Origin of the sequence: Nodosilinea sp. P-1105 (assembly GCF_012911975.1) — a bacterium.
Lineage (GTDB): Bacteria > Cyanobacteriota > Cyanobacteriia > Phormidesmidales > Phormidesmidaceae > Nodosilinea.
Map to the genome: position 1 here is coordinate 1 of NZ_SMDQ01000053.1, position 16,134 is coordinate 16,134.

The 16,134-nt window shown below is 56.2% G+C and carries 14 protein-coding genes; 3 read left to right on the forward strand and 11 right to left on the reverse strand.

Going from position 1 to position 16,134, the window contains the following annotated elements; all coding sequences use genetic code 11:
* Nucleotides 1-366: 366 nt before the first annotated feature.
* From E1H13_RS19135 to E1H13_RS19185, 11 genes are all read right to left on the reverse strand, one after another.
* On the reverse strand, nt 367-1,734 hold the full coding sequence (locus E1H13_RS19135) for a (Fe-S)-binding protein (RefSeq protein WP_169615680.1): 1,368 nt from the start codon (nt 1,732-1,734) through the stop codon (nt 367-369).
* A gap of 262 nt (nt 1,735-1,996) precedes the next feature.
* Nucleotides 1,997-3,220, reverse strand: a complete 1,224-nt coding sequence (locus E1H13_RS19140) for an ABC transporter permease (RefSeq protein WP_169615616.1) — start codon at nt 3,218-3,220, stop codon at nt 1,997-1,999.
* 8 nt (nt 3,221-3,228) lie between these two features.
* Nucleotides 3,229-3,822 (reverse strand): Uma2 family endonuclease, encoded by a 594-nt coding sequence (locus E1H13_RS19145; RefSeq protein WP_169615618.1) that lies wholly within the window; start codon nt 3,820-3,822, stop codon nt 3,229-3,231.
* A gap of 49 nt (nt 3,823-3,871) precedes the next feature.
* Nucleotides 3,872-4,435, reverse strand: coding sequence for a ribosome maturation factor RimM (rimM, locus tag E1H13_RS19150; protein ID WP_169615620.1), 564 nt, complete (start codon nt 4,433-4,435; stop codon nt 3,872-3,874).
* Nucleotides 4,436-4,437: 2 nt separating this feature from the next.
* The gene (locus E1H13_RS19155; protein ID WP_169615622.1) at nt 4,438-5,739 is read right to left on the reverse strand and encodes a valine--pyruvate transaminase; all 1,302 of its coding nucleotides are present in this window, start codon (nt 5,737-5,739) and stop codon (nt 4,438-4,440) included.
* A 46-nt stretch (nt 5,740-5,785) separates the two neighbouring features.
* Nucleotides 5,786-6,511: a carbon dioxide-concentrating mechanism protein gene (locus tag E1H13_RS19160; RefSeq protein ID WP_278002530.1), complete on the reverse strand. Its 726-nt coding sequence runs from the start codon at nt 6,509-6,511 to the stop codon at nt 5,786-5,788.
* 190 nt (nt 6,512-6,701) lie between these two features.
* On the reverse strand, nt 6,702-7,376 hold the full coding sequence (locus E1H13_RS19165; protein WP_169615626.1) for a hypothetical protein: 675 nt from the start codon (nt 7,374-7,376) through the stop codon (nt 6,702-6,704).
* A gap of 29 nt (nt 7,377-7,405) precedes the next feature.
* Complete coding sequence (locus tag E1H13_RS19170; RefSeq protein WP_169615628.1) at nt 7,406-9,448, reverse strand: ribulose bisphosphate carboxylase small subunit; 2,043 nt, start codon at nt 9,446-9,448, stop codon at nt 7,406-7,408.
* 229 nt (nt 9,449-9,677) lie between these two features.
* On the reverse strand, nt 9,678-9,980 hold the full coding sequence (locus tag E1H13_RS19175) for a EutN/CcmL family microcompartment protein (RefSeq protein WP_169615630.1): 303 nt from the start codon (nt 9,978-9,980) through the stop codon (nt 9,678-9,680).
* A 6-nt stretch (nt 9,981-9,986) separates the two neighbouring features.
* Nucleotides 9,987-10,325: a carbon dioxide-concentrating mechanism protein CcmK gene (locus tag E1H13_RS19180; RefSeq protein ID WP_169615632.1), complete on the reverse strand. Its 339-nt coding sequence runs from the start codon at nt 10,323-10,325 to the stop codon at nt 9,987-9,989.
* Nucleotides 10,326-10,534: 209 nt separating this feature from the next.
* Nucleotides 10,535-10,843: a carbon dioxide-concentrating mechanism protein CcmK gene (locus E1H13_RS19185; RefSeq protein ID WP_026072292.1), complete on the reverse strand. Its 309-nt coding sequence runs from the start codon at nt 10,841-10,843 to the stop codon at nt 10,535-10,537.
* Nucleotides 10,844-11,518: 675 nt separating this feature from the next.
* On the opposite strand from E1H13_RS19185, the gene E1H13_RS19190 reads away from it, so the two are divergent.
* The 3 genes from E1H13_RS19190 to E1H13_RS19200 are packed head-to-tail and all read left to right on the forward strand — an operon-like array spanning nt 11,519 to nt 16,092.
* Nucleotides 11,519-13,354 (forward strand): NAD(P)H-quinone oxidoreductase subunit F, encoded by a 1,836-nt coding sequence (locus E1H13_RS19190; protein ID WP_169615634.1) that lies wholly within the window; start codon nt 11,519-11,521, stop codon nt 13,352-13,354.
* A 9-nt stretch (nt 13,355-13,363) separates the two neighbouring features.
* Complete coding sequence (locus E1H13_RS19195; protein ID WP_169615636.1) at nt 13,364-14,962, forward strand: NADH-quinone oxidoreductase subunit M; 1,599 nt, start codon at nt 13,364-13,366, stop codon at nt 14,960-14,962.
* The gene (locus E1H13_RS19200; RefSeq protein WP_169615638.1) at nt 14,959-16,092 is read left to right on the forward strand and encodes a CO2 hydration protein; all 1,134 of its coding nucleotides are present in this window, start codon (nt 14,959-14,961) and stop codon (nt 16,090-16,092) included. Before E1H13_RS19195 ends, E1H13_RS19200 begins: the two co-directional genes overlap by 4 nt.
* The last annotated feature ends 42 nt before the right edge of the window (nt 16,093-16,134 follow it).

Consider the following 16,134-nt stretch of genomic DNA (forward strand, 5'->3'; position numbering starts at 1 on the left):
TGCTTCCCCCGATGGCTGGTGCCGTTCTTGGAGATATCGTGAGACCCACAGGTCGGACAGGTCATCTCAATAGCCATGCGCTTGTCTCCCTGGTTATCGTGGTGGCGTAGTCTGATTTTCCTCCGTCCCGTGCATTAATGCACTACCGAGCTATGCTCGTGCGCAGCAGACAGGGCATTGCCCACCACTCGGTAGAAAGTTTCCTAGACGTCACCTAAGACTGCATCTGCAGTAGTTTCCAGAGGGTATATCGACTAAGCCTAGCTAGGAACCTGGCGTTTTCCATGATCGGAACATCAGGTCGCAACTTGGACTCGGTTTAGCTCCATCATAGAGGCTGTGGAGAACCAGAAGGAACAGGCCAGCTTACCGTGGTGCTTCCTGGACCTGGCCGTCGAGGGTGAGGCCGCGCATGGAGCGGTCCAACAGCTCCATGGGATGCATCAGGGGCAGGGACTGTTGCTGTTTGGCCAGGTGCTTCTGGATTTGTAGGGAACAGCCTGGGTTGGGGGAGGCCACCAGGGCTGCCCCGGTGTTCAACAAATTAGTCACCTTCATTTGCCCCAATTCTTCGGCCACATCTGGGTGCAGCATGTTGTAGACCCCGGCACTGCCGCAGCAGAGGGCGGCGTCAATTGGTTCTCGCAGGGTGACCCCAGGAATCTGCCGTAGCAGTTGGCGGGGCTGCACGCTGATTCTTTGACCATGCAGCAGGTGGCAGGCATCCTGGTAGACGATGGGCAGTTCTCCATCGGTGAGGGGATGCAGGGGGGTGGTGAGTCCCACTTCGGCCAAAAATTCTTGCACATCACGCACCCGGGCGGAAAATGCCTGGGCCCGATCGCGGTAGGCCAAATCATCCTGCAGAATATGGTGGTACTCCTTCAGGGTATGGCCACAGCCCGCCGCATTGATAATCACATAGTCCACCTGGGCTGCCTCGAAGCGGTCGATCATTTGCCGGGCCAGGGCTTGGGCCTGGGCGGTTTGCCCCTGGTGGGCGGGTAGGGCGGCACAACAGTTTTGCTCAGCCGGAATCACCACCTCGCAGCCGTTGGCACTCAAGACTCGGGCGGTGGCGGCATTGACGTCAGCCAAAAATACCCGCTGTACACAGCCCAGCACCATCCCCACCCGGAAACGTTTTTCCCCCTGGGCAGGGATTACCTCGGGCAGGTCGTCCCGAAAACTATCGGCGGTGACTGGCGGCAGTAAGGAAGCCATGGCGGCCAGGTTGGGGGATAGCTTTTGCAGCAAACCCGACTGTTCCACCAGGCGGGCCAGTCCTAGCTTTTGGTACAGGTACAGGGGACCGGCGATCGCCCGTAGGCGATTGGGATAGGGAAACAGGCTAAAAATCAGCGATCGCAGTAGTTTTTCCAGCAGAGGACGGTCATGGTGGCGCTCCACCTGGGGGCGCACGGCGGCAATCAACTGGTCATACTGCACCCCGGAAGGGCAGGCCGTGGTACAGGCCAAACAGCCCAGGCAGGAGTCAAAATGCTGGGCAGAGGTGGCTGACAGCGGGGCTTCCCCCTGGTTAATGGCGTCCATCAGGTAGATCCGACCTCGGGGAGAGTCCATCTCGGTGCCCAGCACCCGGTAGCTGGGGCAAGTGGTGAGGCAAAATCCGCAGTGCACACAGGCGTCGATCAGTTTGGGATCGGGGGGATGCTGGGCATCGAAGCCTTCGATAAATGACAGCGAGGCGGCAGAATTCTCCGGGGTGGCCATGAATTTAGGGGTAACAATTCCTTTAAAGGTAACGCGATCGCACCCCCACCAGGGCCTTTGGTGAATGATGTGACTATGGAAAAACGTAATCGTGACCATTGCTCGTGTTGAGTCGAAAAATAATGACGGGAGATGTGACTCAGGGTTCAAGGCTCACGGTAAGCGGTTCAAGGCGAGCCGTAGACCGTAGACCGTAGACCGTAGACCGTGTACCGCAAGCCCGGCTGATCCGTCACATCTGACTGGATAGACCACTAGCGTGCTAAGCGGTTCTGAGGGCCACAATCGGGTCGAGTTTGGCCGCCTGGCGGGCCGGAAACACACCAAAAAACAGGCCAATTCCGCCAGAAATGCTGACGGTTAAAATAATCGCCCCGGGGGCAATGCTGGCGGCAAAGGGGGTAAGAACGCCAATCAGCAGAATGCCGCTAACCCCCAGGCCGGTGCCAATGATGCCGCCAGCCACCGACAGAATGATTGCTTCAATCAAAAACTGGCCCAAAATATCCCCCTGGGAGGCGCCGATCGCCTTGCGCAGGCCAATCTCCTGGGTGCGTTCGCGCACAGACACCAGCATGATATTCATAATCCCGATGCCTCCCACAAACAGAGAAATCCCGGCGATCGCCGCCAGCAGTAGCGTCAGGGCCCCGGTAATGGTGCCAGCGATATTCAGCAGGGTGTCTTGGCTGTTGATATAAAAGTCGTCTTCGTCCCGGATATTGTGGCGCAGGCGCAGCAGGTTAGTAATTTGGAACTCGGCGGTGGCCATACTGGCGCGATCGCGGGCCGATACAGCAATAAACGCCACATCTAACCCATAGGGCGATCGCTCGCCCCCGGCCAGCCGATTAGCCTGGGTGGTCAGGGGCAGCAAGACGGCGTCATCGTAGTCCAACCCCAGGTTAGAGCCCTTGGGCTCTAGCACCCCCACCACCTCCACCGTCACCCCACCCACTCGCAGGGTTTGGCCCAGGGCGGGTTGGTCATCAAACAACCGCTGGCTCAGGGTGCCCCCCAGCACCGCCACCTGGGCATTGCGAGTAACATCCAGATCGCTAATGAAGCGCCCGTGGGCCATTTCAAAGCTGCGCACGGTTAAAAAGTCGGGGGTGACCCCCACGGCGTTGACGTTGGCGTTGCGGTTGCGAAAGGTGACCAATTGGCGAGCACTGGTTTCTGGGGCCACCCCATTCACCGAGGGCACTTGCTCTGCAATCGCCACCGCATCAGCCAGCACTAGGGTACGGGGAACATTGAGGGAGCCCAACTGTCGGGTTTCGCGATTGCCGGGAATCACAAACAGCACATTAGGCCCCAGGGTTTCTAGTTCGTCATTGACAAACCGTTGTGCCCCCTCCCCCAAACCCACCATGGTAATCACGGAGGCATTACCAATAATGATGCCCAGCATGGTCAGGGCACTACGCAGCCGGTTACCCGTCAGGGTTTTGGTGGCCATGGATAGACTTTCTGGCAAATTCATAGGGATAGTTAGCGTAGAGCTTGTAGGAGTTGGCTTCTGGCCGCGATCGGATCCTCCAGGCGAATGCAGGACGCTAGCAGGCCCCTGTCGAGCTTGGGTAGCCACTGGCTGCGATCGCAGCTTTGATATTGGGACTCTGTTCCTGGCCGTTCAACCAGCTGATAGATAGATAGGCGATCCCCTTGCCAAAACCATACTTCAGGGATATTAAAGCGCCGGTATTTCTCGAGCTTATCCAGACCGCCACTGGTAAACACCACTTCAATCCCCAGGTCAGGGTAGGGTTTATCAGAACCAAAACAGTAGGATTCATCTGGATTGAAAGACGCTCCTTTTTCCTCGGCTTCGCAGGTGGCGTTCCCCGCCGGGAAAAATGGAATTCCCAGCTCAAAGCAATAGGCTTCGACCAAAATGGCTATCAACTTTTTAATCCGCTCGTGGGGTTTGCCAGTGGTCATCAGTTCGATCACCCCATCCAGATAGGTGATGGCTAGGCCGGGAGTTTGCTCAGACCACTGTTGCAGCTGCTTAAAGTGGGTCCAGTCGTAGCGCCCCGGTAGCACCAGGGCCTGTTGGGTGGACAGGGTGACCAGCGTAGACATGGTGGTAACCGCAAAGATCTGATCCCAGCATAGCGTTCTTGAGAGAGGTCTACAGCAGCCCGGGGGGAGGATCAAGTTGCAGGTAACCCTGAGCCACATCCACCACCGGCACGATCGCCTCTACAAAGGGCACCAGCACAGTTTTGGGCTTAGCCGATGCTGCTGCGTCTGAGCCTTGCAAAGTTACCTCTAGCAGGTCATTGCCCGCCTCATAAATATCCGTGACCAGGCCAATCTCTTCCCCGGTGGCCAACAATCGCACCCGCAGCCCCACCAAGTCAGCGACATAGAACTCACCGGGCTCTAGCTCAGGGCGATCGCTGGCGGGTACCAGCAGAGTACAATGGCGCAGGGTTTCGGCCCGATCGCAATCATCAATGCCTTCCAGCTTTAAAACATACAGACCTTTGCCTGCCATAAACCGGCCCCGCACCAGGGTGACCAGCTCTGGGGTCGGCCGATTCGGGTAGCGTAGCCAGCGGGGACCGGGCTGCAAAAACCGCTCCGGAAAATCGCTCCGGGGGTAGACTCGCACTTCCCCTTTAAGACCCTGAGGGGCGACAATGTGGCCAATTTCCATCCATTCGGTATCGGTCATATCAGTCGTGGCCATGGCTAAGAGACCGCCGCTGCCGCTGCCAAGACCCCTTGCCCCTGGTACAGCTGGGTGACGAGCTGGCCCAACCGGCCCATAGCCGTCACCAATGCGTCGCGATCGGCGGTAAGGCTAATCCGAATACATTGACGGGTATGGGGCCAATCGTCCCGCAGCCCAGGGAAGAAGGGATTACCGGGCACCACAATTACCCCCTGCTGCTTCAGTTGCTGATAAAGCTCGCTGTCGGTCACCGGCAGTTGATCAAACCACAGCCAGGCAAAAATCGCCCCTTCTCCCCGATGCAGATACCAGGGCATATCCCTGGGCATCGCCTGATCTAGGGCGGCTTCTAACACCGCAAACTTATCCTGGTAGTAGGGGCGAATCACCTGCTCCGATAGGCGAGCCAGTTCCCCAGAGGCGATCGCCCGTGCTGCGATCGCCTGGCCGTAGCGAGAGGAATGGATACACAGGTTGGTCTGAAAGCATTCCAGCACCTGAATAATCGCTGGATCGCCAATGGCTATCCCCAGGCGCTCGCCCGGCAACCCGGCCTTCGACAGACTCATGCAGTGGACAATATTGTCGCCAAACACCGGGGTCATATCGGTAAAATTTAGGGCCGGGTAGGGGGGCGCATAGGCGGAATCTACCAGCACCGGCGCTCTGTGGGTAGCGGCCAGGTCAGCAATCTGCCGCACGTCGGCATCACTGAGCACATTGCCCGTGGGGTTGCAGGGGCGGGAAAACAGCACAAATCCTGTTTGATCGGTAATCTCCAGTTGGCTAAAGTCGGGGCGATACTTAAATCGATGGTTGGCCTCGTCTACCTCCAGGGAGGGGCGGTAAGCTTTGACGGCTTCCGGTACCAGGGAAATGCCCCCATAGCCGGTGTAGTCTGGGCTCAGGGGCAACACAATGTCTTTCAGCTGACCATTTCTGTGGTAGCCGCCAAAGGCATTGGCAGCAAAGAAATACAGGGCCTGGCTGCCCGGGGTAATTAGGATGTGGCGGTTGGTCAGCGCTAGCCCATAGCGCTGGTTAAAGTCGCCTCGGATGGCCTCAATCAGGGGGTCATACCCCTGGCTGGTGCCGTAGCGACAAACTACTTCGCCATAATCGGTACTGTTAAGCAAATCGAGGCTGCAGTCGCGCCATAGTTGCTCGATCTCGGGCAAAATCACCGGATTCCCGGCACTAAGATTAATAAAGGATTTCCCTTGCCCGGCCCGCAGGGTTTCAATAATGTCTTTCATAATGGCGCGCACCCCAGTCAGGTGCGACATTTCTTCGCCAAATTGGGTTAGGGCAGGAATCATGGCTGTTACGGGAGGGTCAAGGGGGCGGCTGAATACAGAAATAGCCCTAAAGCTCTTCGGTGCTTAGTTCTGGCGGGCTCTCTAGCTCGACAGCCAGGGCTTCTGCCGCGGTGGTGGCGGTAGAAGCTTCCAAGGGCAGGGGTTCGGCTTCCTCCTGCTTGGTGTCCAGGTTGAGGGGCAGCCGCAGGGGCTGTTCTGCTTCGATCTCCACCCGGGGAAGGGAGTCTTCCAGGTCATCCAGGGGACGAGGAATTACCATCACCGCATGCAGTTCACCAATGCGTTCAGCTTCGTGCATACCTGCTTCAATTGCGATCGCCACATTCGGCAGGGACCCGCGAATCAAAATGGTGCACAGTCCATCGCCAATGGTTTCGTGGGACATCAATTGCACATCGGCGGACTTGGTCATCGCATCGGCGGCCCCCACCATAGCCGGAAACCCCCGAGTTTCCAGTAGCCCTATGGCCTGGTTTCCCAGCTTACCCCGGCCCACCTGGCCCAGTTCATTCCAGCGGGCGCAGATGGGCAGTACCGCTTCCAAATTAGGCAGCGGGCGGGGAATTAAGCTGGATGAGACGTACTGGCCAAAGTCTTGGGCAGTTTCTACCCCGGCCTGCACAGCCATACGAATATCGGCAATACCCCCCCGCACAATCGCGGTGCAGTGGCCACTGCCGGTTTTTTCGTAGCCCACTAAAAAGACATCAGCCGCCTTTAGCATGGCATCAGCGGTACCCACCACCGCCGGGAAGCTCTCGGTCGCCACCATGCCCAGGGCCGCCCCCCGATACTTGTCCCACCGACTTTGGGCCTCTGCTTTCACAGGGCTGGGGGTAGCCAGGTTCAGCTTTCGAGGCTTAGCCTCTAGCTGTAACTCTTGTTTTGAGGCTAACTTACCGTCGATTTGCATAGAGTGCCTCTTGAGGTGCCAGGGGGGTAGATAAATCCACTCCTCCATTCTAGGGCTTGTCTTCGGAAGACGCGCCATTTCTTGATGCGCCATTTCTTGATGCGCCATCTAAGGGTTGTCGATGGGGAAATAGGGTATCCAACAAGCGATTGACCTGGGTTTGGCCATAGACATAGGACCCCAACTTTTGATCGGTGCCTGGTCCCGGTGGTGTCGGGTCTGCACTGTCAGAGGTAGGGGACGGCGGTGATTCCGACTTAGACCCGTCACCAATGGAACGGGTCGGCTGAGAGCCAGCTCTGTCAGGAGCCGTAGATGGCAAGGACTCTGGCGAAGCCGTCATGTCATTCTGAGCAGCTTCTGCGACCGAGCGAGGCTGGCTAGGATCGCCCAAAAGAGACTGCGGCGGTACCACCTGAGTCGCTGCGATCGCCGGGTTGATCACAGTACTATTGGCCCCAATACAAGCCTGCTGACCAATCCGCCCCTGGCCTACCACCACCACCCCACTGCCCAGACTCGCCCCTGGCTCAATCACAATATCGCCATGGCTGGCCTGAATCACCACATCTGCCCCCAGACAAACCCCAGCCGAAATCACTAACCGATACCCTGGGGCCGCTCCCAACAAGGCCCCATCGGCCAGGGCTACCCCAGGGGCGATCGCCACATCCCCTTGGATGTGGCCACGGCTGGAGTATGGGGCCTGAATGGACTCTGCCATTGCTGGGGCAACTCTCCTTATAACAACGTTTAAGGACGTTGAATCGTCGTTTCCAGCACCCGCCGTTTAGCCTTTGGATCAATCCCCACCAGGCGGACATACTCCCCGGCATGACTACTGAGCTGGGCTTCTAGGGCCGATAAAATCTCGGACACCCGACTACCTTCAATCGCTCCGCCAGTTTTCCAGGCACCGCTACGATAGCGACGGGAGTCGGCATGCTCCCAACTGACGCGATAGCCTTGATTGACTAACTGACTCACCTGCTGAGCCACATCCTGGGAAAGGTTGTCCCTATGCCCATTACTGGATGCCGCCGCTGCCCCATAGGAGGATGCCGTCGCAGCCGCACTCCCCCCCCCTGAACTGGAGTTTGAACTGGCGGGTGCCCCCTGCCCAGGACGCTGCACAGTCACGGTCGAGACCCGCCGTTTGGCTTGGGGGTCGATACCAAAGATACGCACATACTCCCCGGCATGGTCGGCCATACAGGCCTGAACAGCAGCTACCACATCCCCTTCCCGACTGGTGTTAATTGGGGGGCAAGTTTGCCACACATTGCTGCGGTAGCGGCGTGTGTCAGCATGCTCGGCCCCAATCTTATACCCCTGGTTGAGCAACTGTCGCACCTGCTGGGCCACATCACCACTCAACTGACCACCGCCACTGCCACCACTGCCACTGTGACCACCGCCACCGTAGCTACTGCTGCCACCAGAAGCACTACCCGGGACAGTAGTATTCACCTGAACAGGCTTGCCATCGGGGCGCTGGATGGTAACTGGTGCCACCCGTCGCTTGGCCTGGGGATCAATACCAAACATCCGTACGTATTCCCCAGAATGCTCTGACAGACAAGCTTCTAGGGCCGAGATGACTTCCGACTCCCGAGGCGATTGGATTGGGCTGCAAGTTTGCCACACATTGCTGCGGTAGCGACGAGAATCAGCATGCTCGGTGCCAATTTTATACCCCTGATTGATGTACTGCCGCACCTGCTGCACCACTTCGGCCGGTAAGGAGCCTGAATAGTTGGAGTAGTTAGAGGAGTTAGCAGCAACCTGGGGGGCGGGGCGATAATAGCTGCCGTTGGCATTAGCCCCACTAGAGCCAGACCCGTTGCCAATGGCTACCGCTTTGCCATCGGGGCGCTGGATAGTGACTGGCGCTACCCGTTGTTTGGCCTGCGGGTCAATACCAAACATGCGGACATACTCGTCGGCATGTTCAGCTAAGCAAGCTTCTAAGGCCTTAAATACTTCTGACTCGTTGGTGGACTGAATGGGACTACAGGTCTGCCAAACGCCACTGCGGTAGCGACGGGAATCGGCGTGCTCAGTACCAATGCGCAGCCCCTGGGCCAAATACTGGCGGACCCGCTGCACCACTTCTGGGGATAGCTTTTGACGTTCCATAGTACCTAATCCATCGCGTTCGTTTGATTGTGTGTCTGAAAAATCCCGCTGTGACTGACTCTGAGCCGCCACCGGGACATGCTGCTGGCCTAAAAGCTCCTGCACTAAGGCGCGATCGCTGGGGGTGACATCGGGTAGGGCATCAGCTTGGTCTTGACGAGTCACCACCGACCCTGAGGGCACTAGCTTACCCGCAGGAACAACCACATCTTGCACCAGGGCGTGCATCATAACCACACACCCTGCCCCTAGGCGGGCATTAAACAGGGTGGAGCGAAAACCAACGAAACAAGCTTCACCCACATATACAGGCCCCTGCACCAGCACCTTATGGGTCAAAACTGCCTCGCGGCCAATCCACACAGCGTAGGGGATTTGGTCATCCCCCATCACTTTGCCCTGGCCTAGGGCGTAAATCGCTGCTCCCTCTTGCACAACGGCGGACTGTCCCAGCCGACAGGGGGAACCTTGTTCAGCTCGAATGGCTACCCCCGGAGCAATAGATACCTGGCCCTCAACGTGCACGTCGCCCACCACCTGTGCCAGGGGGTGGACTAAAACAGATGGACGGTTACGGGAATCCCCAGATATCGTCTTGCTAGATGTCACCTTGCCAAATGCCGCCTCGGTAGACGCCGCCGGTGCTTGGACCGCCATCGCCTGAACCCTCCAAAGAAATCTCTCATTCACCCTGCCCCAGGGAGACCGAGCCAGTTAAAAACCGTGATCAAAATCCCCAGGATAGGGGCCTAACCAAGCTAGGTTAAGCATCAGTCCCAGTGCCTTAAGCGGTGGCTTGACGTGCTTGGAACTAGCTGGCCAACTTAGCGCCCAAAACGTGACCACCTCTGCCTGGTCGACCCATTAAGGACGACTCTATAGCCCTCTAGCTAAAGTCATCCCGCTTGTTGTACAAGGCACCGCTATCAAGGCTAACGGTATCCACAATCGCGATCACCGCCGCATCCACCGGGCGATTTTCGTACCCCTGGTGCTGTCGGGCCCCGCTGCCCTGGGAAATGAGCACCCACTCCCCAGGACCAGCCCCAACCACATCAGCCGCTACGGTGTAATCGGGCAATAAATCGCCATTTTCACTGATGAGTTGCACCAGCAAAAACTTGACACCACCTAAACTGGGCTCTTTGCAGGTACTAACTACGGTGCCACGAACCTTTGCCAAAAGCATGAGAACCTATCTGCCGTAGGGGCGAATGCCACTGACGCTTTCCCTAAACTGTTCCACCGCTTCGGTGTAACGGATGGGCAGCACAAACTCCAAGTTCTCGTGGGGACGAGCAATAATGTGGGTCGACAGCACCTGCCCCCCATTCACCCGCTTCACGTTTTCTACCCCAGCGGACACAGAGGCCTGTACCTCAGACACGTCGCCCCGTACAATCACGGTGACGCGACCGCTACCAATTTTCTCATAACCCACCAGAGTGACGCGGGCGGCCTTCACCATTGCGTCTGCGGCTTCTACCACAGCGGGAAAGCCCAAAGTTTCAACCATGCCGACTGCAATTGCCATGCGGGTAAACCCTTCCTAATTAATGAATGTGTTCAGTAATATCGTCTCTAATTTCCGTCCTCCCGGGATAGGCGTAGGCCACCCCCGAAGACCAAAAAACCTAGATGCGTCCAGCTAATGTCTTGTTCAGACCATAAACCAGACTGTGAACCAGATCCGTAGATGGGGCTAGGAGCAGCTCTACGGAAACCTGGATTAGCCGGAATCCCCTAAGTACGGAACTGTTCTACCGCTTCGGTGTAGCGAATGGGTAGGACAAACTCCAAGTTCTCATGGGGACGAGCAATGATGTGGGTGGATAACACCTCACCCCCATTGACCCGTTTGGCTGATTCTACCCCAGCCGACACAGAGGCTTGCACTTCAGACACATCACCCCGCACGATCACAGTGACGCGACCGCTACCGATCTTCTCGTAGCCCACCAGGGTGACCCGGGCCGCCTTGACCATGGCGTCTGCGGCTTCTACCACAGCAGGAAACCCAAGGGTTTCAATCATTCCAACAGCAATTGGCATTATCCTAATCTCCTCTTGAACTCAGGCACAGAAACTTCCCCACTGAAGGCCCGATTTACAGGGGCTAAATCTCGTTGTTTAGGCACTCAAAAACTATCCCGAAACTAAGTAAAACGGGATGGCCACAAGAGATAAAAACGCCAAAAAAATGCCTGAAAATTTTGATGACAAATTAAGCATAGGTGGCTGTAGTCACTTTTGCAATATAAGCCCCAATGATTGTTGCTAATGTTGAATATTATTAAAGCTTATGTTGCAAACCTTATTGCTTAGACATGAATCGATAGGTTGATTGGGGTGGGTGCTCATGGAGTATGGCTGGAACCGTTCTCCATAGATATCTAATGGTCTGGAAGCGCTTGATGGGACAAAGTTTTGCCAGAAAACCCCGGATGTGTTTAGGGAGAGTGTAAAGAATCGAGTAGGATGTTAAGCAAGTGGGCCGGTTGTTAGAGAATGTTGTGGCAGTGTAAGTTGTGGCAGTGTAACAGAAAGAATAATATGGACGCGATCGCAGCGTCTTGACATTTGAGCACCATAGCCGCTTAGTCGCTTGTTCATCGAAAATTGATTGTCAGGAGCAAAGTCTTTTCCGTCGATTGTTCCTGATGTAGTGACTAGACTGCCCCTGTGGGATAGATGCCATTTATAGCCACTGACTGATAAATGTTTGGAATGCCTCAGTTTTTTGTTGAGACAAGTTGGCTTTTGCCTCTCTATGGGCTGTTTGGGGCTGTACTAGCCTTGCCTTGGTCTACTGGCTGGATCAGGCGCACCGGTCCCCGGCCAGCGGCCTATGCCAACATCGCCATGACCCTGGTCACTTGCCTCCATGGACTGCTGGCGTTTCGCAGCATTTGGAATGATGGCCCCCAAGAGCTGATGGTACGGTGGTTTGACTTCGCTGATCTGCATCTAGATTTAGCGTTTGACATTTCGGTACTTAACCTGGGGGTGCTCGAATTAATCACGGTCATGAGTTTGCTGGCTCAGATCTTTGCCCTAGGGTATATGGAAAAGGACTGGGCTCTGGCTCGGTTTTACTCGTTGATGGGCTTTTTTGAAGCCGCCATGAGTGGACTCGTGCTCAGTGGCTCCCTGTTTGTCTCCTACTCGCTCCTGGAGATGCTGACTCTGTCCACTTACCTGTTGGTGGGGTTTTGGTATGCGCAACCCCTGGTGGTGACCGCAGCCCGCGATGCCTTTTTAACCAAGCGGGTGGGGGATGTGCTGCTGCTGATGGGGGTGGTTACCCTCTGTGCCCTGGCCGGTAGCCTTAACTTCAATGACCTGTACGAGTGGGTAAAGGTGGAAGATCTGCCGCCACTGTTGGCTACTCTACTGGGGTTGGCCCTGATTTCTGGTCCGATTGGCAAATGTGCCCAGTTCCCACTGCACCTCTGGCTGGATGAAGCCATGGAGGGGCCGAACCCGGCCTCTATTCTCAGAAATTCGGTGGTGGTCACCTGCGGGGCCTATGTGTTGATTCGGTTACAACCGATTGTGGTGCTGTCTCCTATCGCCTTGGGGACCTTGGTAGTACTGGGGACAATCACGGCAATTGGTGCCTCCCTGGTGGCCCTGGCCCAGGTGGATCTAAAACGAACCTTTTCCTACTCCACCAGCGCCTATTTAGGGTTGGTGTTTATTGCGGTGGGCTGTGAATGGCCGGGGGCCGCCCTGATGGTGCTTTTGACCCATGCCGTGGCCAAGGCCCTAATCTTCATGAGCGTGGGGGGCATTATCTTAACCACCAATAGCCAAGACCTGACAGAGATGGGGGGGCTGTGGCGAAAAATGCCCGCCACCACCCTTGCTTACGGGGTGGGCGGCTTAGGTATGGTTGGCATCTTGCCCCTGGGTTGCTTTTGGGGCTTAAGAATGGGGGCTGATTTCCTCAGCTCTGACAACCCTGTCCTAACCGCTGTGTTTTTTCTGGTTAATGGTCTGACGGCCCTGAACCTGATTCGAGTCTTTCGGTTGGTATTTTTGGGCCAAACTCAGCCCAAAACCCGTCGGGCTCCAGAGGTACCCTGGCAGATGGCAGTGCCCATGGTGACGCTGTCGATTATTACCCTACTGGTGCCAGTGATTATGGCTAACCTATCATTGCTGCCCCCCTGGGAATTCATCAATGGGCCAGTGACCGCCATGTTGATACTGTCGGGGCTGGTCGGGGCTGTGATCGGAGCCATGATGCCCTTATCAAAGTCATTGGCGCGATCGCAGCGGCGGTCTTTGCGCATTGCCCAAGACTTGCTGGCCTACGACTTCTATACCGAGCGTCTGTATGACAAAACCGTGGTTGCCGCAATCTCGGGGTTGGCCCAGTTTAGCAGTTGGTTCGATAACTATGTGGTTGATGGCCTGGTTAATGGCATCGGGTTGGCCTCTATTTTCGGGGGCGAAGGCTTGAAATACAGCGCATCGGGCCAGTCGCAGCTGTACCTGCTGACCATTATGGCAGGGGTAGGGCTGCTGGGAATTTTCATGACTTGGACACTTTGGTAGCTGTTGACGATGCTGAGCGTACTGATTTTGATTCCGCTGGTGGGGGCTTTGGTCCTTAGCCTTTGGCCAGGTAAATTAGATGCCCCCCTGGCCAAGATCATTGGTAGTGTTACCCTGACCATTACCCTGGCTTGGGTAGGGTTTTTGGCCACCCAGTTTGAGCTCACAACCCCGGGCTTTCAATTTGAAGAATTGCTGCCCTGGGTCGAGCCCCTAGGACTGACCTACCGTTTGGGGCTAGATGGGCTTTCCTTACCGTTACTGGCCATTAACAGCCTCTTGGGAATAGTGGCCATTTACATTACTGACCCTAAGATTCATCGTACCCGGCTGTATTACGTGCTGCTGCTGGTGATCAATAGCGCCGTAGCTGGGGCATTTTTGGCGGCTAATCTGCTGCTGTTCTTTATTTTTTACGAGCTAGAACTCATTCCGCTATATCTGTTAATTGCCATCTGGGGTGGGGCTAGACGTGGCTATGCGGCCACCAAGTTTTTAATCTATACCGCCCTGTCTGGGGTGCTAATTTTAGGGGCCTTTCTGGGGCTGGTGTGGCTGTCAGGCAATAGCAGCTTTGACTATGACAGTACCTTGGCGGCGGCTTTGCCCCTGGCGCAGCAGATGGTGCTTTTGGTGGCGCTTTTGGTGGGATTTGGGATCAAAATTCCCCTGTTTCCGTTTCATACCTGGTTGCCGGACGCTCACGTGGAGGCCTCTACCCCGGTGTCGGTGCTGCTGGCGGGGGTGTTGCTAAAACTGGGCACCTACGGCCTGGTGCGGTTTGGCCTAGGGCTCTTGCCCGACGCCTGGATGGCTTTGGCTCCCTGGATGGCCACTTGGGCGGTGATTAGCGTCCTCTATGGCTCCCTGGCGGCCATCTCTCAACAAGACATGAAGAAGATGGTGGCCTACAGTTCCATTGGCCACATGGGCTATGTGCTACTAGCGGCGGCGGCCTCTACCCCGGTGAGCATCGTTGCCACCGTATTTCAGATGATCAGTCACGGGCTGATTTCGGGGCTGCTGTTTTTATTGGTGGGGGTGGTTTACAAAACCACGGGCACCCGCGATCTAGCGGTTTTGCGAGGCCTGCTCAATCCAGAGCGGGGCTTACCCTTTGTGGGCTCAATGATGATTTTGGGGGTGATGGCCAGTGCTGGGATCCCTGGCATGGTGGGCTTTATCTCTGAGTTTCTGGTTTTTCGGGGTAGCTTTTTGATCTTCCCCACCCAGACCCTCCTGTGTATGGTAGGTACAGGGCTGACCGCAGTGTACTTTTTGCTGTTGGTTAACCGAGCTTTTTTTGGTCGTCTGGCGATCGCCCCTCCTGCGACCAGCCCCCAGCCCGATATTGTACTGCCTGAGGTTACCTGGCGCGATCGCACCCCAGCCCTGGCCCTGGCCACTCTAATTGTCGCCTTTGGGCTGCAACCCAACTGGTTAGCCCGCTGGAGCGAACACACCACCCTGGTGTTGCACCAGCCCTACCAAGGCTTTGTCCAAACCGGGGGACGTCGAGCAACCCCCGACGCCGCCCTGGCCGACACCCTCCTGCTCGATCCTGACAGTATCCCTGTTGTTCCTGCCGTCGAGGCCTCCCAGCCATGACCAACACCCTACCCAAGGCTACGACCCTCCATCCCTTAGATCCATTTATTCAGCGGTTATTATCGGCTGAAGCCCTGCTTCCCGACTCTGACACGAATGTGCTGGAGGTGGTGGGGATCCTCAAAAGTTACGGTGTCGTGCTAGACGCCTATTCTCGCAATTTGATCTACATTGCTGACCACCAATTTTTAGTACTGTTTCCCTTCTTTAAGTACTTTAACGGCAAGGTCACCCTGCCCCAGCTGCTGCGGCACTGGTGGCACGATCGGATTAACTTTGAATACGCCGAATACTGTATGAAAACCATGCTTTGGCATGGCGGCGGCAAGCTGGACGAGTACCTTGATTCCCTAGAGTTCCTGGAACGCTGCCAGGCTGCGGTGGCCGCTAAAACGAAACGTAACCCTCTGCTGCAAGGCCTTGGCAGGCTGTTCCCCGAGTTCTTTGCAGAGCAGGTGCGGCAACTCGTCTATTACAGTGCCCTGGGCCAGTTTTGGCGGGTGATGAGTGACCTATTCATCGACTTATCGGATGCCTACGATCACCACGAAGTCACTACAATTCCTCAGGTGGTCGCCTTTATTAAAGCCGGTCTGGTGGCAGCGGCCAGCAAACCCATCGCCTATGCCGTGGAAATTGACGGCAAAACCTATGACCTGGTGCCCCTGGCCGCAGAGATTACGTTTTTAATGGATGTGGCCGTTCCCTATGTGGAGTCTGTGTTCTTTCGGGGCACGCCCTTTCTGGGTACGGTGTCCTACAATGCCCAGGCCAACCAAATTTCCCCAGACCAGGGTCGATTTGACTATGGGGCCCTGTACGCCGATCCCCTACCCATTGGTGGGGCCGGTATTCCCCCCACCCTGCTGATGCAGGATATGCGGCACTTTTTGCCCGACTACTTGACCCAGTTTTACCAGGCCCAGGAGCGGGGACTGGACGATGTGCGGGTAAAAATTTGTCAGAGCTTTCAAAAGTCGATGTTCTGCGTCACCAGCGCTTCGTTGCAGGGACTGCTTCCCCACCCAGCCGATACCCAAGATCCGCAAGAGGCTGACGCTAACTATGCCTTTTTGTCCAGTTGGATGGATCGGTTGGCTACCTCTCGCTTATCAGTGGTCCAGCTTTAGGAGAACTTCTACTTCATCGTCTTGTCAGTCTGGCTCAACCCC

Coding starts and splice junctions, on each gene's coding strand:
- E1H13_RS19135 (WP_169615680.1), bottom strand. CDS start 1,734: ATGGCCACCCCGGAGAATTCTGCCGCCTCGCTGTCATTTATCGAAGGC.
- E1H13_RS19140 (WP_169615616.1), bottom strand. CDS start 3,220: ATGAATTTGCCAGAAAGTCTATCCATGGCCACCAAAACCCTGACGGGT.
- E1H13_RS19145 (WP_169615618.1), bottom strand. CDS start 3,822: ATGTCTACGCTGGTCACCCTGTCCACCCAACAGGCCCTGGTGCTACCG.
- rimM (WP_169615620.1), bottom strand. CDS start 4,435: ATGGCCACGACTGATATGACCGATACCGAATGGATGGAAATTGGCCAC.
- E1H13_RS19155 (WP_169615622.1), bottom strand. CDS start 5,739: ATGATTCCTGCCCTAACCCAATTTGGCGAAGAAATGTCGCACCTGACT.
- E1H13_RS19160 (WP_278002530.1), bottom strand. CDS start 6,511: ATGGTGGCGACCGAGAGCTTCCCGGCGGTGGTGGGTACCGCTGATGCC.
- E1H13_RS19165 (WP_169615626.1), bottom strand. CDS start 7,376: ATGGCAGAGTCCATTCAGGCCCCATACTCCAGCCGTGGCCACATCCAA.
- E1H13_RS19170 (WP_169615628.1), bottom strand. CDS start 9,448: ATGGCGGTCCAAGCACCGGCGGCGTCTACCGAGGCGGCATTTGGCAAG.
- E1H13_RS19175 (WP_169615630.1), bottom strand. CDS start 9,980: ATGCTTTTGGCAAAGGTTCGTGGCACCGTAGTTAGTACCTGCAAAGAG.
- E1H13_RS19180 (WP_169615632.1), bottom strand. CDS start 10,325: ATGGCAATTGCAGTCGGCATGGTTGAAACTTTGGGCTTTCCCGCTGTG.
- E1H13_RS19185 (WP_026072292.1), bottom strand. CDS start 10,843: ATGCCAATTGCTGTTGGAATGATTGAAACCCTTGGGTTTCCTGCTGTG.
- E1H13_RS19190 (WP_169615634.1), top strand. CDS start 11,519: ATGCCTCAGTTTTTTGTTGAGACAAGTTGGCTTTTGCCTCTCTATGGG.
- E1H13_RS19195 (WP_169615636.1), top strand. CDS start 13,364: ATGCTGAGCGTACTGATTTTGATTCCGCTGGTGGGGGCTTTGGTCCTT.
- E1H13_RS19200 (WP_169615638.1), top strand. CDS start 14,959: ATGACCAACACCCTACCCAAGGCTACGACCCTCCATCCCTTAGATCCA.